Source organism: Endozoicomonas sp. SESOKO1 (assembly GCF_024606265.1).
Classification (GTDB): domain Bacteria; phylum Pseudomonadota; class Gammaproteobacteria; order Pseudomonadales; family Endozoicomonadaceae; genus Endozoicomonas.
The window spans coordinates 1-23,378 of the sequence record NZ_JAHHPP010000046.1; the positions used below are offsets into that span (position 1 = coordinate 1).

The window sequence follows — 23,378 nt, forward strand, 5'->3', positions numbered from 1 at the left end:
GGTTTACTCTTTTCGCGACAAGAACCATCGCTGGGATCCGAAAAACCAGAGACCAGAGCTTTGGAATATCTACAACAGCCAGGTTGAGAAAGGCGAGAGTATTCGCGTGTTCCCGCTGTCAAACTGGACGGAACTCGATATCTGGCAGTATATCCACCTGGAAAAGATCCCTATTGTGCCACTGTATCTTGCCAGAGAACGCCCGGTGGTGGAGCGTGATGGCAACCTGATTATGGTGGACGACGAGCGGATGCCGCTGCAACCCGGTGAACAACCCCGGATGCGCAAAGTACGCTTCAGAACCCTGGGATGTTACCCGCTGACCGGTGCAGTAGCATCTGAAGCCGATACACTGACCGAAGTGATTCAGGAGATGCTCCTGACCAGAACCTCTGAGCGACAGGGCCGGGTAATAGATCATGACAGTACCGGTTCCATGGAAAAGAAAAAGCAGGAAGGGTATTTCTGATGTCACACCAATCTGAACTTATTGCCACCGATATCGAAGCGTACCTGAACCGTCATGAACAGAAAGAGATGCTGCGTTTTCTCACCTGTGGCAGTGTTGATGATGGTAAAAGCACCCTGATTGGCCGTCTTTTACACGACACCAGCATGATTTATGAAGATCAGCTGGCTGCCGTAGAAAACGACAGTAAGCGTGTAGGCACCCAGGGGGAAAAACTGGATCTGGCGCTGCTGGTGGACGGTCTGCAGGCAGAGCGCGAGCAGGGCATTACCATTGATGTGGCCTACCGTTATTTTTCCACCGAAAAACGTAAGTACATTATTGCCGATACGCCCGGTCATGAGCAGTACACCCGAAATATGGCAACCGGTGCTTCCACTTGTGATCTGGCGATTATTCTGATTGATGCCCGCCAGGGCGTGCTGACCCAGACGCGGCGGCATACCTATATAGCCAGTTTGCTGGGCATAAAGCATATTGTCGTGGCCATCAACAAGATGGATCTGGTGGATTTCAGCAAGGCACGGTTTGAAGCGATTCGTAACCAGTACCTCGATTTTTCAGAACCGCTGCAATTGGGTGATATTCAGTTTGTGCCGATGTCGGCACTGGAAGGCGACAATGTGGTTCACCGCAGCGAACGGATGTCCTGGTATCGTGACAGCACGTTGATGGACGTGTTGGAAAATGTCGAGATTGCCCGGGACCGTAACCTGGATGACTTCCGTTTCCCGGTGCAATATGTCAATCGTCCCAACCTGGATTTTCGAGGGTTCTCAGGAACCCTGGCCTCTGGCAACGTCAAACCAGGCGACCAGGTCAAGGTATTACCATCGGGCCAGGTGAGCTGTGTTGATCGCATTGTGACCTGGGATGGGGATTTGTCTGAAGCCCATGCTGGCCAGGCGGTTACCCTGACCCTGACGGATGAAATTGATATCAGCCGTGGTGATATGCTGGTGCCCAGGGACAGCCCTGTTCAGGTAGCTACTGATCTGGATGTGGATCTGGTCTGGATGGCGGAACAGCCCATGAGCCCCGGCAGGCAATACCAGGTCAAGTTTTCTGCTGGCAAGGTGTCGGGCAGTTTTGTCGGGGTTGATCACCGGATTGATGTGAACTCCCTGGCCCATCACCCGGCAGAGCAGCTGGCACTCAATGAAATTGGCCTGTGTCATCTCCGGCTGACCAGACCCGTTCCTGTGGACAGTTACCGGCGTAATCGCCAGACCGGTGCCTTTATTGTCATTGACAGGCTCAGCAATACGACGGTTGCCGCCGGTATGGTGCGGGGAGCCAGTGAGCGTACCCATGATCGGGATTTGCTGTCCAGAGTCCATCGTCAACAGCGCTTGGGCCAGAAAGGCGGTATTTTCAAAGTTGCCCGACAACATGCTGACGTTATTGAACGACAGCTGTTTGATCGCGGGTTTTATCCATTGGTGGTGAGCAGTGATGATGTACAGTGGTCTGCCAGGGCGGATGCGTTACTGAAGGCTGAAGTGGCCGTCTTGATTACATCAGAAGATGAAGTGACGGATAATGCTTCTGTGGACTCCGTGCTGGCTTCGATTGTTGCTGCCCTAACGCTTTCATAAACCCTCGGAACCGTGGGAACGAGGCAAGCCATGCCATGCACTAATCCACCGTCAATAACGCCTCCTCCATGGGAGTGCCTGCAGAATTATCCTGTGAACCGAAAAAGTCTGGCTGTGCTGGCAACAGGTAATGAGTAACCAAGGCGGTCACGGCCATAGCCACCAGGCTATAGGTTGCAGAGCGCAACGATCCTGGGAGTGTGTGCCTGAGGTAACTCACTAAAAACTCGGACTCAGAGATGAATTGCCGGGCATTTTCAAGGGAAACTCCAGATTGCTGGACATCGGCCATGACCACTGTATCTAATAGCTCGTCCAGGCCAATATATGGCAGCACCGACCGAGCCAGACGGTCAGCCAGAGGTTTGACAAAGCAGGGAATATGGGCATCGCAGTTATTCTCAGGGCAAAGCCGGAAGCAATCCTGCTGAACCAGGCAGTCTCGGTGAAATGCATGGCCGCGGGCGCAGTTGACCATAACTGTGTCAGTGGGTGGGTTGATACCATTAGGTTGAGCCCCATGGCATAAAAGACAACTGCTGGCGGAATGTACATTGGCCATGTGGCAAGAAACTCCGGGGAACGAAATTCATCAGTTCGTAAAGACACACACTGATTCAGACCGATCGTTCACCAAAAAGTTCAACTATTCTGCGTTCCTTCAATCCTGCGTTCCTTCAACCGACGAATTAGAGGTCAATAGTAGTTTACTGGGCGCCCGGGTGAATTGGCTGAAAAGTCCTGATAATAGGTACAAATGCCGGTTCAATGGGACGCTTTGCTGATTCACTATTAGTTCATTCATCTACAATGATCAGGTTGGTGGCAGCAAGCCGTGGCCATTAGAAATTACCGGGAACAGGAGTCGAAATGAAGGCCGATTTTTATCAGGGGCTGCGCAGGCAGCTGGATGAACTCAAGCAGGAAGGGCTCTACAAAAGCGAGCGGGTGATCAGCTCCCAGCAACAGGCTGAAATCAAAGTACTCGCTAATGGTGTGAGCGGTGAAGAAGTGCTTAACTTCTGTGCCAATAATTACCTGGGCCTGGCCAATGCCCCAGAACTTATTGAAGCCGGTAAACAGGGGCTTGACCAGTATGGTTTTGGTATGGCTTCCGTGCGTTTTATCTGCGGTACCCAGACCGTTCATAAAGATCTGGAAGCGCGCATTTCCCGGTTCCTGGGCATGGAAGATACGATTCTTTATCCCTCCTGTTTTGATGCCAATGGTGGCCTGTTTGAAACCATCCTGGGGCCAGACGATGCCATTATCAGTGATGCGCTGAACCATGCCAGTATCATTGATGGTGTGCGCCTGTCCAAAGCCAAACGTTTCCGCTATGCCAATAACGATATGGCCGATCTGGAAGCGCAACTGCAGGCGGCAGAGGCTGCCGGTGCCAAAACCAGACTGATTGCTACCGATGGCGTATTCTCCATGGATGGGGTGATCGCTAATCTGAAAGGCATCTGCGATCTGGCGGATAAATATGGCGCGCTGGTGATGGTGGATGACTGCCATGCCACCGGTTTTATTGGTGAGAAAGGGGTTGGTACTCCTGAGTTCTGTGGTGTCATGGGGCGTGTTGATATTCTTACCGGTACTCTGGGTAAGGCGCTCGGTGGTGCTTCCGGTGGTTATACCTCTGGTAAAAAGGAGGTCATTGACTGGTTGCGTAATCGTTCGCGCCCCTATCTCTTCTCCAACACGCTGGCACCGAGCATTGCTGCCGCGTCGATCAAAGTGTTTGAGATGCTGGCTGCCGGCGGGGAACTGCGCCAGAAGGTACGTGATAATGCGGAATATTTCCGCGCTGAAATGACCAGGCTGGGCTTTACCCTGGCTGGCGCCGATCATCCGATCGTGCCGGTGATGCTCGGCGATGCTTCACTGGCTGGTCAGTTTGCCGACCGAATGCTGGAAGAAGGTATTTACGTGGTTGGTTTCTCCTTCCCGGTGGTGCCAAAAGGACAGGCAAGAATTCGTACCCAGATGTCTGCTGCCCATAGCAGAGCGCATCTGGACAAGGCTATTGCCGCTTTCGCCAGGGTCGGTCGGGAGTTGGGCGTTATCCACTGATATCCCTGCTGATTTACCTGAAAGCTGGCTTGCTATCCTGAATTGCAAGCCCATTGAGAAAAATGATACCGTGAAAACATTAGCCAAAAGCAAAGCAGAACCCGGAATCTGGATGGAAGATCATCCCAAGCCAGAAGTGGGTTACAACGATGTACTGATCAAGATCCGCAAAACGGCCATTTGTGGTACTGACATGCATATCTACCACTGGGATGAGTGGTCGCAGAAAACCATTCCGGTAGGTATGCACGTTGGCCATGAGTTTGTCGGCGACATCGTTGACATGGGTGACGGTGTGCGTGGCTTTGAGGTGGGTCAGCGGGTTTCCGGTGAAGGCCATATTACCTGTGGCCACTGCCGTAACTGCCGCGCTGGCCGTCGCCATCTGTGTAACTTTACCGTGGGTGTCGGCGTCAATCGTGAGGGAGCTTTTGCCGAATACCTGGTGATTCCGGCGGTTAATGCCTTCCCGATACCCGATGATATCAGTGATGACCTGGCTGCCATTTTTGATCCTTTTGGTAATGCGGTTCACACTGCACTCTCTTTTGACCTGGTCGGAGAAGATGTACTGATTACCGGGGCAGGCCCCATCGGCATTATGGCGGTGGCGATCTGTAAGCATGTTGGTGCGCGCAATGTGGTGATCACCGATGTCAACGAATACCGCCTGGATCTGGCCCGTAAAATGGGTGCGACCCGCGCCGTGAATGTTGCCAATACCGATTTGCCGGAAGTGATGGCTGAGCTGGGCATGGTTGAAGGCTTTGATGTGGGCCTTGAAATGTCTGGCAATGGTCGTGCATTTGAGCAGATGCTGGAAAATATGAACTACGGTGGCAAGGTTGCATTGTTGGGGATTCCTGCCAGTGATACGGTAATTGACTGGAATCAGGTGATCTTCAAGGGGTTGGTGATCAAAGGTATCTATGGTCGGGAAATGTTTGAGACCTGGTACAAGATGACCAGTATGCTGCAGTCTGGCCTGGATATCTCTCCGGTCATTACTCACCGGTTCCCGGTTGATGATTTTGAAAAGGGTTTTGAAATCATGGGGTCCGGGGAGTCTGGAAAAGTGATTCTGGATTGGCGCTGAATCATACCCCGGAACCAAAAAAGCCAGCATTTGCTGGCTTTTTTGGTTTCAAGTGATGAAGGGGATCAACGAATAAAACGAAGAAACTCTTCACGGGTTGGCTGATTATCTTTCATCAGCCCACGCATTACTGAAGAGGTCATGGATGAGTTCTGTTTTTCAACACCGCGCATCATCATGCACATATGTTGTGCTTCAATCACCACGGCAACCCCTTTGGCGTCGGTCACTTCCATAATGGCGTCGGCAATCTGTTTGGTCATGTTTTCCTGAATCTGCAGTCGACGGGCGAACATATCCACAATGCGGGCAAATTTGGATAAGCCCAGTACTTTACCATTGGGCAAATAACCAATGTGACACTTGCCAATAAAGGGCAGCAGGTGATGCTCACACATTGAGTAAAGCTCAATGTCTTTGATCACGATCATTTCGCTGATGTCAGATTCAAACACTGCACCGTTAACGATCTCTTCCAGTGTCTGGTTATAGCCTCTGGTCAGGTATTGCATGGCTTTGGCAGCGCGAAGCGGCGTATCCCTGAGGCCTTCCCGATGAATATCTTCACCGACGGACTCAATAATGGCCTTGTAGTGTTCGCTTATTCTTTGAGACATTGAAAGATTTATCACTGCATGGTTATCGAAGTGGACGGCAGTTTAACACAATTGATACCTAACCCGGAAAGCACCGGAACGACTTTCTTTGCACCTGCCAATACAAACATGAACAGCATAACGGTTGCCAGTGGTTTTGCTTGCAAGTATGTTTGAAAAGCCATAAGTTAAAGCGCATTATCAACCGTCAGACGGTTGAGCAGGGTTGACCTGTACCGAGCATCGTTTGCTGACAATAACAACAACACAAAAGGAATATTCTTATGCTGAAAAGTCTGAAAAATGCCGCTGTGCTGGGCGCGTTGGCCACAGTTGGTTTTGTCCAGGTAGCCAGTGCCTCGGCAACACTGGAGTCGGTAAAGGAAAAAGGTTATGTGGCCTGCGGTGTCAGCACCGGCCTTCCCGGCTTCAGTAACCCGGATGATAAAGGGCAGTGGAGTGGGCTGGACGTTGATGTCTGTCGAGCGGTTGCTGCAGCCACGTTGAAAGATGCTGACAAGGTCAAGTTTGTGCCGCTGACAGCCAAAGAACGTTTTACCGCGCTGCAATCAGGAGAGATTGATATGCTCTCCAGAAATACCACCTGGACCCTGACCCGTGATGCCTCCCTGGGTCTTAACTTCACGGGGGTCTCTTACTATGACGGCCAGGGCTTTATGGTGAAGAAAGACCTGGGCGTGAAAAGCGCCAAGGAGCTGGATGGCGCATCTGTCTGTATCCAGTCCGGTACCACCAGTGAGCTGAATCTTGCTGATTACTTCCGTGCTAATAATATGGAGTATCAGCCCGTGGTCTTTGATACTTCTGACGGTACGGCAAAAGGCTTTGATGTGGGGCGTTGTGATGTCCTGACTTCCGATCAATCCCAGCTTTATGCCTTGAGAGTTCGTTTGTCCAAGCCTGATTCCGCGGTGGTTCTGCCTGAAGTGATCTCAAAAGAGCCTCTCGGTCCCGTGGTACGTCAGGGCGATGACCAGTGGTTCAACATAGTGAAGTGGAGCCTGGCCGCCATGATTAATGGTGAAGAGCTGGGCCTGACCTCTGGCAATATTAATGCGCAAAAGGCATCTTCTGATCCCAATGTGCGTCGCTTGTTGGGTATTGATGGTCCTAAAGGTAAAGGTCTTGCCCTGGATGATGACTGGTCTCTGCGGATTATCGAGCAGGTGGGTAACTATGAAGAGATCTTTGAGCGTAATGTTGGTACACAGTCACCCCTTCAGATCGATCGTGGTCTGAACGCCCTCTGGAATGAAGGTGGTATCCTTTACGCTCCTCCCTTCCGTTAATTCAATCGTTGTGACATATACCCCGCTCGGCGTAAGAGCGGGAGTATGGATAGTCCCGTACTCTCCGTATAACCTCTAAAGCGCACAAACGAGATAAGAAGAAAAAGGGAGTTAGGTCGTGAGTGATCCTGAGCACGTATCCCATAAAAAGAATAAAAGACCTTCCTTATGGAATGAGATGTTGAGGCTATGGCGTGATGCCTCCTTCAGACCGCTGTTGATGCAGGGAATTGTCGTGCTGGTGGTGGTGATGCTCGGTGTCTGGGTGATCAATAACACCATGAACAACCTGGAACACCGGGGCATCAGCACCGGATTTGACTTTCTTTCCCAGGAAGCGGGCTTTGGCATTATTCAATCGCTGGTGGCCTATGACGAATCCCACAGTTATGGCCGCACCTTTGTTGTGGGGATACTCAATACCCTGCTGGTATCCGGGTTAGGTATCTTTTTCGCCACTGTGCTGGGTTTTCTGGTGGGTATTGCCAGACTGTCGTCTAACTGGCTGCTGGCCAGAATAGCATCAGTGTTTATTGAGACCTTTCGCAATATTCCTTTACTGCTGCAAATCTTTTTCTGGTATTTCGCCGTACTGGCAGCGCTACCGCATCCCCGGCAAAGTTATGCCCTTGGTGATACCATTTTTTTAAATCTGCGGGGTCTTTTTCTGCCCAGGCCCATTATTGAGCAGGGGCTACTGCCGGTAGTGGTCAGTTGTCTTGTTGCCATTGGTCTGGCGTTATTGCTAAGGACCAGAAACCGGCAGAGAAGAATGGCAACCGGTAAGGGAATTTCCGGTGCGCCCTGGTATATGGCTGCACTGTTAATTGTTATTCCTGCGCTTGCCTGGCACTTTTCCGGTGCATCTTTGGTTCTGGATACACCAGCGCTGAAAGGCTTTAACTTCCGTGGTGGCATTGCCATCATTCCTGAGCTGGGCGCATTGTTACTGGCTCTGACCATCTATACCGCTGCCTTTATCGCCGAGGTGGTGAGAGCCGGTATTGAGTCTGTCCAGAAAGGGCAGAAAGAGGCCGCCGCGTCGCTCGGGCTAAAGCCCGGGAACGTGTTGACCCTGGTGGTGATTCCCCAGGCGATGAAGGTGATTATTCCGCCATTGACCAATCAGTATCTTAACCTGGCAAAAAACTCTTCACTGGCGACAGCGATTGGTTATCCGGACCTGGTCAATGTCTTTGCCGGGACTACCCTGAACCAGACCGGGCAGGCGGTGGAAGTAATTGCCATGACCATGGCCGTTTATCTTACCATCAGTTTGAGTGTATCCCTGCTGATGAATATCTATAACCGGCGTGTGGCGCTTATCGAGCGGTAGGGCCGGGAGAGTTGGAAGAAATGATCAGTCACGATATCAACATGATTCCTGCCCGTGAGCCACCTGCAAGAGCTGTCGGTGTACTGGCATGGGTAAAAGATAATCTGTTTGCCAACCCGCTGAGTACGCTGACCACGCTGTTGCTCGCTTACGGTCTGTATTTATTCGTACCACCGCTGGTGCAGTGGGCATTTATGGAGGCTACCTGGTTTGGTGCAGACAGCAGTGCCTGCAGCAGCGAAGGTGCCTGCTGGGCTTTTATCACGGCAAGGCTTGATCAGTTTATTTACGGGTTCTATCCGGAAGAACAGCAGTGGCGGGCGGATCTCTTTTTTGCCCAGCTGGCCATATTGATTGCTTGGCTGTCGTTTAAAGTGACTCCGGGCAAAAAGTGGGTGTTGGGTTACAGCTTGGTTCTGATGCCGGTGGTTTCCTGGTTTCTGCTTTATGGTGGCCTGTTGGGACTAGAGAAAGTAGAAACCCATCAGTGGGGTGGGTTGATGCTAACCCTGTTGCTGGCACTGTGCGGGATGATCGCCTCTTTGCCATTCGGTGTGCTGCTGGCCCTTGGTCGACGTTCTGATATGCCGGTAATACGGTCTTTATGCACGGCGTATATTGAACTCTGGCGCGGTGTTCCTCTGATTACGGTGCTATTTATGGCCTCGGTCATGCTGCCTCTGTTTGTGCCGGAAGAAGTGGTCTTTGATAAACTGCTTCGGGCCCTTATCGGCATTATGCTGTTTCAGGCGGCCTATATGGCGGAAGTGGTGCGCGGTGGGCTGCAGGCCATCCCCAAAGGACAGTTTGAAGCGTTTAACAGCCTTGGCCTGAGTTACTGGCAGGGGATGATTATGATTATTCTGCCCCAGGCCATGCGACTGGTGATTCCCGGTGTCGTCAATACCTTTATTGCCCTGTTTAAAGACACCAGCCTGGTACTGGTCATTGGCCTGTTTGATCTGCTGGCCATTATTCAGGCAGGGCTGAATGATCCTGCCTGGCTGGGTAACTCTATAGAAGGCTATCTGTTTGCCGGGCTGGTTTTCTGGGTCTTCTGTTTTGGCATGTCAAAGTACAGTCAGCGACTGGAACAACAATTACACCGATAATGAAATCAGGGACGCCAATGGTATGAGTGATTATCTTGACGAGCCTCGTCTGCAAAAGCCATTACCGAAAAGTGGTCAGCCAGAGGTGACGATTCAGCGGGAATCTGCGGTTGAACAGGCCAGCCTGATTGAGATCAGCGGCCTGAATAAATGGTATGGTCAATTTCATGTGCTGCGTGATATTAACCTGAATGTCAGAAAGGGGGAGAAAATCGTTATCTGTGGGCCTTCCGGCTCCGGTAAGTCTACATTGATCCGCTGCATTAATTGCCTTGAGGAGCATCAGGAAGGCAGCATTGTGGTGGATGGCACCCGGCTGACCAATGATCTGAAAAATATAGAAACCATCCGTCGTGAAGTGGGGATGGTATTCCAGCAGTTTAATCTGTTTCCACATTTGACCATTCTGGAGAACTGCACACTGGCACCTGTCTGGGTTCGTAAGCAGTCGCGCAAGGAAGCGGAGAAGGTGGCCATGGAATACCTGGAGCGGGTGAGAATCCCGGATCAGGCCAATAAATATCCCGGGCAACTGTCTGGTGGCCAGCAGCAGCGGGTGGCGATTGCCCGAAGCCTGTGTATGAATCCGGAGGTCATGCTGTTTGATGAGCCCACGTCTGCCCTGGACCCGGAGATGATCAAAGAGGTACTGGATGTTATGGTCGAACTGGCGCAGGAAGGGATGACCATGCTCTGTGTTACCCATGAAATGGGCTTTGCCCGGACGGTGGCTGACCGGGTGATCTTTATGGATGAGGGGCAGATTATTGAGCAGGCACCGCCGGAAGTATTTTTCAGTCACCCACGTTCAGAGCGAACCCGGCAGTTTCTTGGGCAGGTGTTGAATCACTAGCGCATGGTTTCAGTGTAATTGTTGGGTTCCTTCTATCAATGACTCCCAGGCTCCGTTCGTCCTGAGCGGAGTCGAAGGGCGTAAGCTCCATACCCTGAATAAAGACTGTGCCAAGCACCCTTCGACTCCGCTCAGGGTGAACGGAGATTGTACACATCAAACCTATCGAAATGATGTGCCAGGGAACTCAAACCGGTTTTGGGTTAATAAAAAAATACCGGCATGAATGGTTCACGCCGGTATTTTATGTCACTTGGCAATCAAACTTAGAACTTGTAACGCAGGGTAGCGTGCAGTGCAAAAGCGTTGGTGTCGTACTTGCCAGCGCTGGCTTTGGTACGGGTATTGGTCACTTCACCGCCACCTTTTACTGAATCGTTTTCAGCAAAGTTATATTCTGCACCCAAGTCAAGCCCCAATTTGCCACCCATCAAGGTAGTACCGGCACCCATGGTGAAGGAGTGGGCACCCGCCGGTGTGGAGAAGGTGGGTGCGGCGTACTCTTCTGGCGTTACGGCTGTGGTGTAGATATAACCTGCTCTCAATGCCCAGTTTTCGATGCCGGTGTACTCAGTAGCAAAGCGGAAGTTCCACTGGTTATCCCAGTTAGCAATAATCCTGTTTACCAGCAAAGTTCCTTCATTGCTGGAAAACTTGATCGCTTCTATATCGCTGTACTTCGTCCAGGTGGCTTCACCAAACAGCTTCCAGTCATCATTCAGGGTGTAGTCCACACCTGTGGATATCTGGGTTGGTAATGCGGTTTCAGCAGTAGCTGCGATGCCTGGATTATGAAAAGCGGCGTTCGCTACATAGGTACTGGCTTCACCATCTGCCTCTATACTGACATCTGAGCGATAATTCAGACCCCAGCCCCAGCGATTATCATCGGAGCGATACATTGCGCCAAGGCGCACACCAAATGTGTTAAAGCCGGAAAGGTCGTTATAACCCACAAGCGCACCGGTGGTACCACCAAAAGCAGCAGAGGCCAGATTGATATCAGCCTGGGCATAGGTAATACGGTAGGTGCCGCCAACAGACCAGTTGTTATTGATCTGGTAGGCCAGGGCCAGACCGGCTTCCATTATCTTGATATCGGTTGAATACTTGCCAGTCATCGGTGCCAAACTACCAACAGTAACCCCTTCATAACTGGTATTAGAACCACCGGCACCATAGAACCCATAACCCATCACCAACTGTTCATTCAGGCGATAAGCACCCGTCAAACCGGCATTGGGAACAAAGTTTCTCTCACCTTTCATATAAGTGTCACTACCAGCGGCAGGACCATTGGTCTGAACAAAGGTAGGGGACACATTCAAGGCAATTTCATTGCCCTCAAGACGGGCCAGACCCGCCGGGTTGTAGAAAACGGCACTGGAGGTATTAACAGAAGAAACAGCGGCACCGGCAAGGGCAGCGTATTTCGCGTCCCACATGGTCGCTTTTTCAAAGCCACCTGCAACGGCATTACCGGAAAAAACGGCAAAAGCCAGAGAGGAAAGAACAAATAAACGGCCTTGGCGCGAAACCATAGACATGAAACTCCGTAAAAGTCTATTGAGCAGCACGATGACGAATCGCTGCCTGATATTGACTACCAGTAGTTAATACCGGGAACCGGGAAGAAAGCAGCACGCCGAAAACGTACCGAATAAAACTGGAGAGAATATTATTAAGTTTAAAAATTCTTTTCTGTTATATTTTGTTTCTAAAATGTTTTTAATATTAACTTTTCCAGTGAATTTTAATCTTAATACAGTAGAAGCCGAGACCGGTATACGCGTTTTTAAGCAGTAGGCACAATAACTACATTTCCATCGTTAAAAATCATGCCGACATAAAATATGCCTCTCGACATCGCCACTATTTGTCCGCCTGGATATGCCGAACTCGCCGGAAAACTGTAGTGCTCAGACTGTTAGGGTTTAGTGTTTAAACTCATCATTTTCTTCATCATCGGGCCTGTCTTCATCAGGACGGTTGGCCCAGTTAATTGAATCCATTCTTTTTTTCAGCATACCGAGCATGCTATTGGACTCCTTCTCTTTTTTGGCCTCAGCAACTTTGGCCTCAGCAATTTGTTGATCAATATCCATGCTGTCAGCCTGTCGTTTGTTGCTCCTTGATTCAACGGCTTTTGCTAATTCGGTTTTGAATGAATTATCGCTGAAAAACCCCTGATTTGATGGCTTGCCTGTCGTTTTTTCAGGTGTGATTGCCTGAGCAGTGCTGGTGGGTGCAGGCGCCTTCATGGTCCTGGCTGAGCGCAGAAGTTCCTCCGATATTGGGGGAGGCGCTGGTGGTGAAGGGGCTGTCAATGGTGCGGTATCATCGGTTGGCTGAGTACCGGGCGTGGTGGCTATGGTTGAGTATTCGGGCTCATCAGCACTTGCAGTGGATAAGTCGTCCGGGCGCTGGTCAGATAGCCCTTTCAAGTCTGTGATGTCATCAGTATCGATGGTATCTGGACTTCTTCTCATCATCCTGGCTACGGCTTTTTCCAACTCGGCTTTAAAGCTGGCACTGCTAAACGTGTTCTGACTGGATGCCATGTTTTCCGTTTCGTCCTTTGGTACAGCGTTGTCATCGGTTGCCGGTAACTTATCCGACGCCGGGAACGGGGGAAAAGACACCGTTGTTTCAGCAGGTTGATAACCGCCGGGTGACAGCACAGGTTTGTATGGCTCAGCCATCTCTTCCATTGAAACGTCAGGACTCTCCGGAGTATTCGGATTATCGTAGCCTGGTTCCTGTGAGTTTGTTGAGGACTGGGGCTTCTCACTGACAGGCTTTTCAGTGTCTTCATGAATATTCAGTTGTTTGTGTTTAGCGATGTCCGCTTCGATCTGTTCCAGACTTGGCCTGCTTCTTGTCGCTACTTTTTTAATCAGTTCATCGGCAAAGGGAAGGCTGTCATTTTTAACGCGCTCTGCTGTCTGGGCCCATTTCCGGGCAACGTTTCTATCCATTTCATCAACATCTTCCGGCGTTTTCGGTTTTCTGTCCGCCAGTTTTTGTGACAATTGCTCCATAAGCCTGGAGTTATTGGTGGAGCGAGAGTCTTCTGGTGTGTCTGCCGTATCGTGATCGGGTACAACCCTGCCACTGGTTTGCTGGTTATTGTCTTCAACCGGGTTGTTTGAATTTATTGGTTTCAGTTTCCATTGCCTGTTTTCTATCTCCCTTAACAGTGCTGAATACGGGTCATCTTTCCTTTCTGTCTGAAGGGGTTGCGATGTAGTACCCTGTTCAGTTGCCGGGATGGGCGATGACTCTGTTGGTTGAGCAGGGGGCTGAACTATTTCTGGCTGAAGCATCTCTGGCTGAGAAGTGCTTTCCGTGGTGGTATCACCGATTGAGTCAGTAGCCTGTTTTGCGCTCTGTGGCGAAACCGGTTCTTCCTCTGCAGGCTGAGGAGAAACGATGGTTTGCGAACTATTCACTAAAGGGAGTGGGACCGGATAAACGGGCGCTGATGGCTGGGTGCTTGTATCATGGTGCCTGGCCTCGACATAGCTTTTCTCAACGGGGGTTCGATGATGAACAGTGATTGCACACCTTCTGTTCCTGAGCTTGTCAAACGCCTGCGCGCCGTCTCCCTGGCCTCCGGTGTCCCTGCCCGCAGCCTTGTTGTCGTTGGTAACGAGAGACTGTCTTATTGTTTCGGCTTCACTGACCCTTGCTTCTGTATTTGCATACTGCTTATCATGGCGTTTAAGTGTCTCTATGGTTTTGTCCATTAACTGGCCAAGTTGCTTCTGGTTTGCCAGCTCAGCCCCTGGAGGTATCAGGCTCAGCGGTTTGTCGGGCTGAGACTTAAGGGTGATTTTAACGTTAAGGCCACTCGGGAACTTCATGCTATTAAGCATTGCCAGCACCTGTTCCGGGCCATTGGCTCGAGCTTTTTCCAGTACTTCCAGCGAAATACCGACCACTTTCTGCTCATTAATGGTGCCAAGAAGCTTCTCTGCCTTTTCCAGCAAATCAACCCGTTCCTGCAAAAGCGTTGAATCACTCTGGTCCGGTTTGTTCTTTTTCAAACCAGCCGTGTGATGAGCGGAAACGGGGGTAGCTGCTGCTGTTATCGGCGATGGATTGTCTGCATCCGTTACCAATCGTTCCCGTTCCGCTAAATGGCTCGTGGCGTCGGCACTTTTGATTTCCCGGCCTCTATGCTTACCAACCGGCGACTCTGTCTCTGTTGGCGTTTGCTCATAATTGGGTTGGATAGAGCCTGGACCTTCGACTCCAGGTGTTCTTTGACAAATTGGGTTTCTGGGTAGATTGAACATGATCTGATAGGCTGCCCGGTTGTATTGTTAGTGGTATCGGCAGCAGGAAGAAAGTGTTACATTCGATGTTAAGGATTCAGCAGGTGGTTCGCTCATTTGAGTCTGGGTAACCAGCAGGCCAGGGCAATACGTGGGAATGATGGTCTGTTGCCTGCCAACCGGATTTTTTTATTTATTTTCTCTTTCCGTCCCTATACCCTTCTAACCATCGTCAGCACTGTTCTGGCTTGGCCTTGGGAGGAGAAAGGATGTTCAGGAAGACCGTTTCAGGAAAGCAATTTGTTTTCATGACCTTTTTGGTGGCTATGATTTCCGGCTGTAGTTCACTGGCTTCAAAAGATTCATCGACAACAGGCACCTCCAGCAAAGATCAGGCAGACTGTCAGTCACTTTCTGCCCTGTTCAGTAAAAGCAATAATAACTTTGAGAGCATCCGTTTCCGCCCGTCCTATAAATACAAAATTACTCTCTGGGAGAGCCGTTATCAGCTGATAGAAAACAGCTGTCAAATATGGCAATGGGGCGATAAATACAGTTATGTCTGCAATAAGGCTTATCCTGACCAGGAAACGGCTCATCAGGTTTATGAACAGGCCCAGACCTTTATCAATCAGTGTCTGGGTGAAATTCCCCATGGTGGTATGAATGGCTGGTATGAAAAGCAGGGCTTGCTTGAAGAACGGGGAGAGGAGACTCAGTACCTGCTTGAAGACCAGGTTCGGGGAACCTTAAGGAAGCAGGGTACTCCCGGTTTGTTTAAAGACAGCTGGTCTGTCTACTTCTGGATTGACTCCACTTCGCTGCTGCGCTGAACCTCTTTCGTCTTTTCCTGTTCCGGGAAAAGTCGATTTCTGCTCTATGCTTGAATTTTGCAAGGTAAGCATAGAGCGAAACCCAATGGTAGATTTTTAATCTTGCGCTTCCCGGGTAAAAACCCACTCCTTATCGGAGGACATGGCCTCATTGAAGGCATAACCTTCGTAGTCAAAACGTTTTATTTTTTCTGGCTGGTCAATATTATGGTCGATAATGTAGCGGCACATCAGGCCACGGGCTTTTTTGGCATAGAAACTGATGATTTTGTATTGGCCGTTCTTCCAGTCTTTAAATACCGGGGTAATGATCTGTCCATTAACCTGCTTTGCCTTAACCGACTTGAAGTATTCATTAGACGCAAGGTTGACCAGAACCTGGCTCTTCTGACCGGACAGCTCTCTGTTCAGCTGCTCTGTGATCATGCTTCCCCAGAACTGGTAAAGATCTTTTCCCCGCTGATTGGTGAATCGCGTGCCCATTTCCAGGCGGTAGGCCTGCATCAAGTCCAGCGGGCGCAGCAGGCCATAAAGGCCAGAGAGGATTCTCAGGTGCGCCTGGGCAAATGACAGCTGCTGTTCATTGAGTGTTCCGGCGTCGAGACCAGTATAAACATCACCCTTGAAAGCCAGTACCGCCTGCCTGGCATTATCCGGGCTGAACGGCGTCGACCATGCCTGGAAGCGGGCGGCATTGAGCTGGGACAGCTTGTCACTGATGCCCATCAGGCTGCCAATGGCTGCCGGGCTTAATTCACGGAGCTCTTCAATCAGAAGGGCGGACTGGTCAAGAAAGTCCGGTTGAGTGAATGTTTTTGTAGTGGACGGTGTTTCGTAGTCCAGGGTTTTGGCTGGAGAAATAACGAGCAGCATTAAACACTCCCTGATTTTTCAAGCTGGTGATAATGATGACAATAATAGAGCAGAGAGCGTTTCTTTAATAGGTCTGGCAGGGCTGAAAAGGTCTATTACTACCTTTGATAATGGTTTTGGCAAAAAGTTGCTAAAAAAAAAAGAGTTGCTAAAAAAGAGTGCTAAATTATTTTCCGGGGGACTCATATATGATTTCTGACTACTTGGCCAAAAAGTATCAAATCAATAATACAAACGTGCCTGCTAAAGACAGGATTGATGAGCAGGATCTGGCGATTCTTGCTGATGTTAACCAGGCCAAATAAAATTATTGATGCCATTAATGCAAGGGCTTTTAATCAATACGCCACCTGCAAGAATTTGAGTGAATACTTTCACAGTAAACTGTCCCGGATTGGTGCTGACACGTTGACAAAATTTCAGCTTATATACTGAAGCGTTATCGTTTGTTGACTCGAGATTTGTTTGCCAGCTATTTAATCATGGTGCAGCATCAAAAGAAGCCCTTTGATAAATTCATTTTTCTTGATCTCATGCTTATTAATGGGCCGGGGTGTCAATAGCCAGCCATTAACTCTGTGCTCAAAAGCATTACGGCAAACATGGCTGGTCAATTGCATTTGAAGATTCGCAGCCAATGCATGAAGGCGTCGCTGTTCTTCCTGAAGCTGGTTGGTAAGATAGTCAGGTTTTCCGGAGTTTTCCCTGTGCAGAGCGATAAACTGCCTGGCTTTGTTCAGGGTAAGCAGCGTGCGTATCAGCAACCCATAAATACGATCATCGGTGTTTCTGGGGGTGTTAAAAAGAATGGTTCGGGGAATGTCAAATAACACCCCTTTTTGCAACTGCTCTGTCAGGGGAACAAGGTTGTCGGCGAGGTATTCCAGCGTATCGTTCAGTAATCTGGTTTCTTCAGCAAACGGCAAACACCATACCGGCTTGTCAACGCCAGGGACGTTAACGGCCAGGCGAGCTGCATTTAACCGGGTCACTCTGGCGTCAATACTGACCTGAAGCTCCATGGTTTTCATGCCCAGATCACCGTCTTTAATATGAATATTGTAGGCTTTTGGTAGCCTGATCGCCTGGCATCCCGGAATGGGCAAGATAATGATGCTTTTGGGGATTTCTGAATCCCTGCCGGTGTTAAGTGTCTGCAGCTTTTCAAAGAGTGTTTTGACAGGCTCTTCTGTGGTGAAGATGATGTCAATATCATTGAATGATGAGCAGCGGTTTTGTAAAAAACGTGAGTATGAACCGGTAATCAGGATGGGGGGGGCGGTGTAAGAACCATTGATTTCCTGAATAATCTCCAGCGCTTTCAGCGTTAGCGCATTTAACCGTGGAACCTGCTTGTCCACAAAGCCAGGTCCGCCTGTTTTTACCGGATGCTTCAGGGTTCGAGCCGCACTGCCGGTAATTGCCTGAGTGGCAAAAGTTACTTCTGCAGATGTTGTTCTTCGGCCAACGCTATCAATATCGGGGATTACATCGGGGAGGGGATCTCGATGGTCATGTCGGGTGTTATTCACATGAGTGGCTGAATGCCTGTTGCCATCACTGGCATCGGCTCTTTCGCGTTTAAACAGCATATTATCCATTACGCTTGCTTCGCAGCTGCATTGTTCAAACCAGGAACCCAGGGTATGGCGCAGCTTGCTGCCTTCAGGAAAACTCCGGAGGCACTCCAGCACCTGGCTCTTATGGATTTGCCGTCCATCGATAGGCTGTCCCGTGATATAACAGTGCGCCAGGAAGAAGAAATGTATGCGTAAATTCTGAAATGAGTGCCTCAGGGTTGTGATGGATTGCAATACCTGTTCTGCCGATACTTCCTGATGATCAATGGCCAACTCATTCTGCATGGCCATGAATTTCAATATACATTGCAGTCGATGTTGCTCATCTTTTTTGACTGGTAGGCTGTTCAAGGTTTGCCAGGCCTTTTGCATGATATCCTGGGCTTCGCTGGTGTCATCGTACCCCTGAGGCTGGTTCAGCCGTTGCACCAGGTATTCAGCTTGCCTGGAAGAATGATCCCCGGGGGCTTCATTAAATGCCTGTAAGACTATCCGGTTATCCAGGCAGGAGCTGGCTGATAATCTTGCATTCAGTGCCAGCTCAGCATAAAAATCAGCTCTTTCGAGCAGCCAGCCACCGCGTTCATAATCTTTAATCACCGCATCCGCTGTAACCTTCTGGCCATTCAACAGCAGGCCCCTCAGGCAACACTGTTGCTTAAAGCGCGTTACTCCCAGCTTGCCTTCCGGACTATCCGGGAATGCCTTAACCACCGCATCCGCGGTGACCTGCTGGCCATTCAACAGCAGTCCCCTCAGGCAACACTGCTGCTTGAAGCGTGCTATTCCCAGTCTGCCTTCCGGACTGTCCGGGAAATCCTTAACCACTGCATCCGGTGTAACTTGCTGGCCATCCAGCAGCAGGCCGCTCAGGCAACATATTTCCTTAAAACACGCCAGCCCCAGTAAGCCCTCAGAGCTACCCGGGAAATGCTTGACCACCTCATCGGGTGTGACCTCCCGGCGATTCAACGACAGGCCCCTCAGGCAGCATTGTTCCTTGAAGCGCGCTATGCCCAGCCTGCCCTCCGCACTGACCGGAAAACCTTTAACTACTTCAGCCGGAGTGATCTGCTGGCCATTCAACGGCAGGCCCCTCAGGCAACATTCTGCCTTGAAGCGCGCTATCCCCAGTTTGCCTTCCGGGCTGTTGGGGAAATCCCTGACTACTCTATCCGGAGTGATCGGCCGACCATTCAGCGGCAGGCCCCTCAGGCAACATTCCGCCTGGAAACGTGCCAGCTCCAGCGTTGCCCTGGCTGCCTGATAATCCTTAACCACGGTAATCGGTGTGACCCGCTGGCCATGCAACGGCAGGCCCCTCAGGCAACACTCTGCCTTGAAGCGCGTCAGTTCCAGCGTTGCCCTGGCAGCCTGATATTGCTCAACCACTGCATCCGGTGTGACTGGCTGGCCATTCAACGCCATGCCCCTGAGGCAACATAGTTCCTTAAAACGCGCCAGCTCAAGTGTTGCCCTGGTTGCCTGATATTCCTCAACCACCATATCCGGTGTGACCTGCTGGCCATTTAATGTCAGGCCCCTCAGGCAACACTCCGCTTTGAAGCGTATTGGCTCCAGTTTGGCTTTGACTGCCTGATAACCCTGAATCACCGCTTCCGGTGTGACCTGCTGACCATTCAACGCCTTGCCCCTGAGGCAACACAGTTCCTTAAAGCGCGCAAGCTCCAGCATGGCTTTGACTGCCTGAAAATTCCTGACTACTGCATCCGGTGTGACCTGCTGGCCATTCAACGACAGGCCCCTCTGGAAACATTTTTCCTTAAAGCGCGCCAGCTCCAGTATCGCCCTGATTTCCTGATATTCCCTGGCCACCTCATCCGTTGTGACCTGCTGGCCAGCCAATGGCAGCCCCCTCAGGCAACATTGTTCCTTAAAGCGCGCCAGTTCCAGTGCAGCCCTGGCTGTCTGATAACCCTTGACCACCGCACCCGGTGTGACCTGCTGGCCATTCAGGGGCAGGCCCCTCAGGCAACATTCTGCCTTGAAGCGCGCTATCGCCAATTTGCATTTGTGATTTTGATCCGGCTCCCGGTTGAATTCTTGAATTACCTGCTCAGGAGTCACTTTTTGATTGCCATGCAGGATGTTCTGTAAGCAAAGTTTTTGCAGAAAGAAGCCAGCTCTCAGGGACGTTTTATCATTGCCATAGGCAGTGAGCACACCAGCTGAGGTGATTAGATGTCCATATAATGGTTGTTTTTCCCAAAAGGCATTCTCAATACGTTTGCCATCATTCCGGGTGTTGGCTCTATCTCTGTGAAACTGATGATTTGAGACTTTTTTACCATTGAATGTAACTCTGGATGACTCAGGTGGCCTGCCTGAAGCAGCTTGCTGGTCAACCCGGCCAGCAGGTTTTGGGTGGGTTGGTGCTATTGCTTTCAGAATAAAACCCTGCACACTGCAATAATTCCGCCATTTGACCCTGGAATGAGTATTAGGTTCCATTCAGGTGGAGGTAATTCAGGTTATCTTTATCCGTAATCTTTGTTATAGGCAAAAAGTGTTTCAATCAAATCCTGAGGGATGTCATTGCGTTTTTTTCTTATTAAATTGATCACATCATCAAACGATCGGGCTACATATAATTGATTGCTTTCTCCGGAGCCTGTTGATTTCAGGCCATATTCAGAATCATTGCTTTGCGTAAGTCTCGATCCGATCATTATAAATTTTAACCCGCTTTCAAACTCACCGGCATGGAAATCACACACAGTATTTATACCATACAGGCGCTTCAGGACTATTTCGCTTCTTTTAACCGGTGCATCGGTTGCGTGTATGATGTTACTGAATTTAGGAATAAAGGTTTCACGAAAAAAGGTCATGAACTCCTCAAAGCTTAAGCTGGAACGGCTATTATAGACGTCAGTTGGCTGGCTAAATGCGTTAAAATGATAGTGTATCCTGTCCATTGCCACTTTGATGATTGTCGAGTCAATGTAGTCATTAGCCTGGTGATTAACCTGTTTAAAACGTAAAACATCGGGAAGAGGGAGCTTGCGGGCAATTTCCTGAATAATCTCAACCGGTAAATCATTGTACGTTGGTTTTTTTTTATTAACTTTTTTTTCTGATGGCATCTGGAGATTTGTATTTGAGAGAGTTGCTTGAGTAATTTCATCCATAATAGGGCCATGGCTTTTCTATTCCTTTATTGTGAGTCAATATGTCTTGAAAAGTTCCATCTGCGGAAATTTTCCTTTTTTCTCTGGCTGCTTTTTCATCAATGCCGGTCTTTCTTAAAAAAGTTCCCCTGGATTTTCCATGCTTTCCTGCGTTGATGAGGGGGCATTCAGACAGGACTCCTTCTGGCCTTGGGCAAAAGCAGGATCTTTGTGTAGCGCCCTCAGCCTCATTCGCTTCCTCTGGCACTCCCTCCGGCGCTCTGCGAAAGCGGGATCATTCTGGTAGCGCTTCCTTTGGCGTTCCCTTTCGTGTTCTGCGAAATCGGGATCATTCTGGTAGCGCTTCCTTTGGCGTTCCAGGAAATCGGGATTTTTGCGCTGTTGCCTGGTGCGCTCCCTTTGGCGTTCTGCGAAATCGGGATCATTCCGATAGCGCTCCCTTTTTTGCAGCTTCTTTTTTTGTTCCCTTTGCAGATTCTTTCTTTGTTCCCTTTGCTGCTCCCTTCGGAGTTCCTTCAGGTGCTCCCTGGCAGGATCTACGGTACGCTTGCTTTGGCGTACCTTTTTGTTCTTCTGGAGCTCTGCATAAGCGGGGTCTTCGCGCAGCTTCCTGCGGCGCTCCCTTTGTTGCTCTTTTTTGCGCTCTGCGTAATCGGGGTCATTGTGGTAGCGCATCCGCTGGCGCGCCTTCTGGCACTCAGCGTAATCGGGATCATTCCGGTAACGCTCCCTATGGTACTTCTTCTGGTGATCCAGGTAACTTGAATTTTTGCGAGGCTTCCTGTGGGGCCTGGCTACTAAAATGTTAACCGCAGAAATTTCTTCTTCTGTGGGTGTATGGTGATCAATGGCAATTTGATCTCGGTTAAACAGGCCAGCAACAGCAACCTGGCGTGAGTCTTGTGGGCCTTCGACAGGGAGATGCGTTAACTGATCATTCGGGTGCGGATGACTCGCTGGAACGGACTCTCTGAGCCCGGGCTCAATTCCCGATAAGCATAATTGCTGGGTAAGTTGAATGTTTGATATTGATGATGTCGTACAATTAACGGGTTCATTACCAAAATGCGAGGGTGCATCTTCATCTTCATCAGGAACTGATTGTGATAACTCAGAAATAGCAGTCCCGAAAGCGTCAACCGGATCAGCAGGTGCCAGAGATGCAATATTATATTCACGCAGTAAATTAAATGAATACACGTCATTGTACTCTGTATCTGATTCACCATGGTAAACAGGAGAAGGGGTGTCCAGCCTCTGAATGGACATACCTTGATAAGTGGGGTGTTGTTCTCTGGCACCAAATTGGCATTGTGGTTCTACCAAATCTAATGAGTCGGGGTAGAGGTCAGAAAAATCAAGATTGAATGAAGATAAACTATTGAAAAAATTCATTGAATTATTGATTTATTGAATTTCAGTTTAAGACCACTCTTTGTTATATAAGTTCCTGTCAACACCCATTCAATATTCATAAGCATAAGAACTGTCAGGAACTTGAAGGGCTGTCAGGAACTTGAAGGACTGTCTGCCTGTCTGTGGATAAGTATATCTCTGGAAAGGTAATAAATAATGCAACCAAACCCGGTTTGTGGTTCCCGGCATCTGAAAGCCCGGTACCCATCCCCGGCATTTCCCGGAAATGGTGTACAGCAGCAAAATCAACCACACGGCGATATGAATGGCATGAGTGTGTATGTTACATCAGGCCAGCGCTGGATAGGGAGGGGGCGACCCATCGAAGAACCATGGAATGAGGATTATCCCAGATACTGTCAGGCTAAAACTGAACTTTTACTGGCAAACCATGAAACCGATCAGCCGGAACCTCCAGCCAATAAAAGTAACTTTTACGAGTGTTCTTTATGCCATCGTAAATGTAAATCAAGCAGCCTCATGGCTTTCAGAATGCACTTATACCGCCATCATATGGAATTGTCTGCCCATGAGCGTAAAAGCATGCTCATGGCATTTGGCAAGTTAAGATAAGAGCATGGATCGTCACCTGCCGGTTAGTGTACAGGGGATGGCGCCGGGTGCACATTGAGCCTGTCAGGATCGTCAAGCCGGGTTATTAACCAGGTGGCCAATTACCTATAAATTATTGCAAGATTAAGGTAATCACTGATGAGTTTTCCAATGAGAGTCTGTATGATAGGCCGCGTTAAAAGTGATATTGGTTTTTATGAAAAGATTTGATGTTCCGAGCGT

At 49.7% G+C, this 23,378-nt stretch carries 18 protein-coding genes; 10 read left to right on the plus strand and 8 right to left on the minus strand.

The window, feature by feature from the left end; genetic code table 11:
• Positions 1–469, plus strand: a 469-nt coding sequence (gene cysD, locus KDK13_RS02765) for a sulfate adenylyltransferase subunit CysD (RefSeq protein ID WP_257283311.1), incomplete at its 5' end; no start/stop codon positions are given.
• Positions 469–2,067 (plus strand): sulfate adenylyltransferase subunit CysN, encoded by a 1,599-nt coding sequence (gene cysN, locus KDK13_RS02770; RefSeq protein WP_257283313.1) that lies wholly within the window; start codon positions 469–471, stop codon positions 2,065–2,067. The genes cysD and cysN, both read left to right, overlap by 1 nt.
• Before the next feature lie 40 nt (positions 2,068–2,107).
• On the opposite strand, the gene KDK13_RS02775 is transcribed toward cysN, so the two are convergent.
• Positions 2,108–2,629: a hypothetical protein gene (locus KDK13_RS02775; RefSeq protein ID WP_257283315.1), complete on the minus strand. Its 522-nt coding sequence runs from the start codon at positions 2,627–2,629 to the stop codon at positions 2,108–2,110.
• Positions 2,630–2,937: 308 nt separating this feature from the next.
• On the opposite strand from KDK13_RS02775, the gene KDK13_RS02780 reads away from it, so the two are divergent.
• Positions 2,938–4,146 (plus strand): glycine C-acetyltransferase, encoded by a 1,209-nt coding sequence (locus tag KDK13_RS02780; RefSeq protein ID WP_257283317.1) that lies wholly within the window; start codon positions 2,938–2,940, stop codon positions 4,144–4,146.
• Positions 4,147–4,216: 70 nt separating this feature from the next.
• Positions 4,217–5,242 (plus strand): L-threonine 3-dehydrogenase, encoded by a 1,026-nt coding sequence (tdh, locus tag KDK13_RS02785; RefSeq protein WP_257283318.1) that lies wholly within the window; start codon positions 4,217–4,219, stop codon positions 5,240–5,242.
• 65 nt (positions 5,243–5,307) lie between these two features.
• On the opposite strand, the gene folE is transcribed toward tdh, so the two are convergent.
• Positions 5,308–5,859, minus strand: a complete 552-nt coding sequence (gene folE, locus KDK13_RS02790) for a GTP cyclohydrolase I FolE (protein ID WP_257283319.1) — start codon at positions 5,857–5,859, stop codon at positions 5,308–5,310.
• Between the two features lie 263 nt (positions 5,860–6,122).
• Here folE and KDK13_RS02795 point away from each other — a divergent pair, with 263 nt between their 5' ends.
• The 4 genes from KDK13_RS02795 to KDK13_RS02810 all read left to right on the plus strand — a co-directional run bounded on the left by KDK13_RS02795 (position 6,123) and on the right by KDK13_RS02810 (position 10,449).
• Entirely contained in the window at positions 6,123–7,148 is a 1,026-nt protein-coding gene (locus KDK13_RS02795) for an amino acid ABC transporter substrate-binding protein (protein WP_257283321.1), read from the plus strand.
• 178 nt (positions 7,149–7,326) lie between these two features.
• A complete protein-coding gene (locus KDK13_RS02800; protein ID WP_306670985.1) occupies positions 7,327–8,484 on the plus strand; it encodes an amino acid ABC transporter permease in 1,158 nt (385 codons plus the stop codon).
• 23 nt (positions 8,485–8,507) lie between these two features.
• Positions 8,508–9,596: an amino acid ABC transporter permease gene (locus KDK13_RS02805; protein ID WP_373692197.1), complete on the plus strand. Its 1,089-nt coding sequence runs from the start codon at positions 8,508–8,510 to the stop codon at positions 9,594–9,596.
• Between the two features lie 22 nt (positions 9,597–9,618).
• Complete coding sequence (locus KDK13_RS02810; protein ID WP_306670983.1) at positions 9,619–10,449, plus strand: amino acid ABC transporter ATP-binding protein; 831 nt, start codon at positions 9,619–9,621, stop codon at positions 10,447–10,449.
• A gap of 266 nt (positions 10,450–10,715) precedes the next feature.
• On the opposite strand, the gene KDK13_RS02815 is transcribed toward KDK13_RS02810, so the two are convergent.
• Both KDK13_RS02815 and KDK13_RS02820 read right to left on the minus strand, forming a co-directional pair.
• Positions 10,716–11,990, minus strand: a complete 1,275-nt coding sequence (locus KDK13_RS02815) for an OmpP1/FadL family transporter (RefSeq protein ID WP_257283323.1) — start codon at positions 11,988–11,990, stop codon at positions 10,716–10,718.
• 393 nt (positions 11,991–12,383) lie between these two features.
• Positions 12,384–14,750, minus strand: a complete 2,367-nt coding sequence (locus tag KDK13_RS02820) for a hypothetical protein (RefSeq protein ID WP_257283324.1) — start codon at positions 14,748–14,750, stop codon at positions 12,384–12,386.
• Positions 14,751–15,037: 287 nt separating this feature from the next.
• Here KDK13_RS02820 and KDK13_RS02825 point away from each other — a divergent pair, with 287 nt between their 5' ends.
• Positions 15,038–15,562, plus strand: a complete 525-nt coding sequence (locus KDK13_RS02825; RefSeq protein WP_257283325.1) for a hypothetical protein — start codon at positions 15,038–15,040, stop codon at positions 15,560–15,562.
• Between the two features lie 96 nt (positions 15,563–15,658).
• On the opposite strand, the gene yaaA is transcribed toward KDK13_RS02825, so the two are convergent.
• The 4 genes from yaaA to KDK13_RS02845 form a co-directional block, all read right to left on the minus strand.
• The gene (gene yaaA / locus KDK13_RS02830; protein ID WP_257283326.1) at positions 15,659–16,435 is read right to left on the minus strand and encodes a peroxide stress protein YaaA; all 777 of its coding nucleotides are present in this window, start codon (positions 16,433–16,435) and stop codon (positions 15,659–15,661) included.
• A 476-nt stretch (positions 16,436–16,911) separates the two neighbouring features.
• The gene (locus tag KDK13_RS02835; RefSeq protein WP_257283327.1) at positions 16,912–20,439 is read right to left on the minus strand and encodes a hypothetical protein; all 3,528 of its coding nucleotides are present in this window, start codon (positions 20,437–20,439) and stop codon (positions 16,912–16,914) included.
• 74 nt (positions 20,440–20,513) lie between these two features.
• Positions 20,514–21,167 carry an F-box protein gene (locus KDK13_RS02840; protein ID WP_257283329.1) on the minus strand — a complete coding sequence of 218 codons (654 nt, stop codon included), beginning with the start codon at positions 21,165–21,167 and terminating at the stop codon, positions 20,514–20,516.
• 114 nt (positions 21,168–21,281) lie between these two features.
• Positions 21,282–22,562, minus strand: a complete 1,281-nt coding sequence (locus KDK13_RS02845; protein WP_257283331.1) for a hypothetical protein — start codon at positions 22,560–22,562, stop codon at positions 21,282–21,284.
• 177 nt (positions 22,563–22,739) lie between these two features.
• On the opposite strand from KDK13_RS02845, the gene KDK13_RS02850 reads away from it, so the two are divergent.
• Positions 22,740–23,156 (plus strand): hypothetical protein, encoded by a 417-nt coding sequence (locus KDK13_RS02850; protein WP_257283332.1) that lies wholly within the window; start codon positions 22,740–22,742, stop codon positions 23,154–23,156.
• Positions 23,157–23,378: the final 222 nt, after the last annotated feature.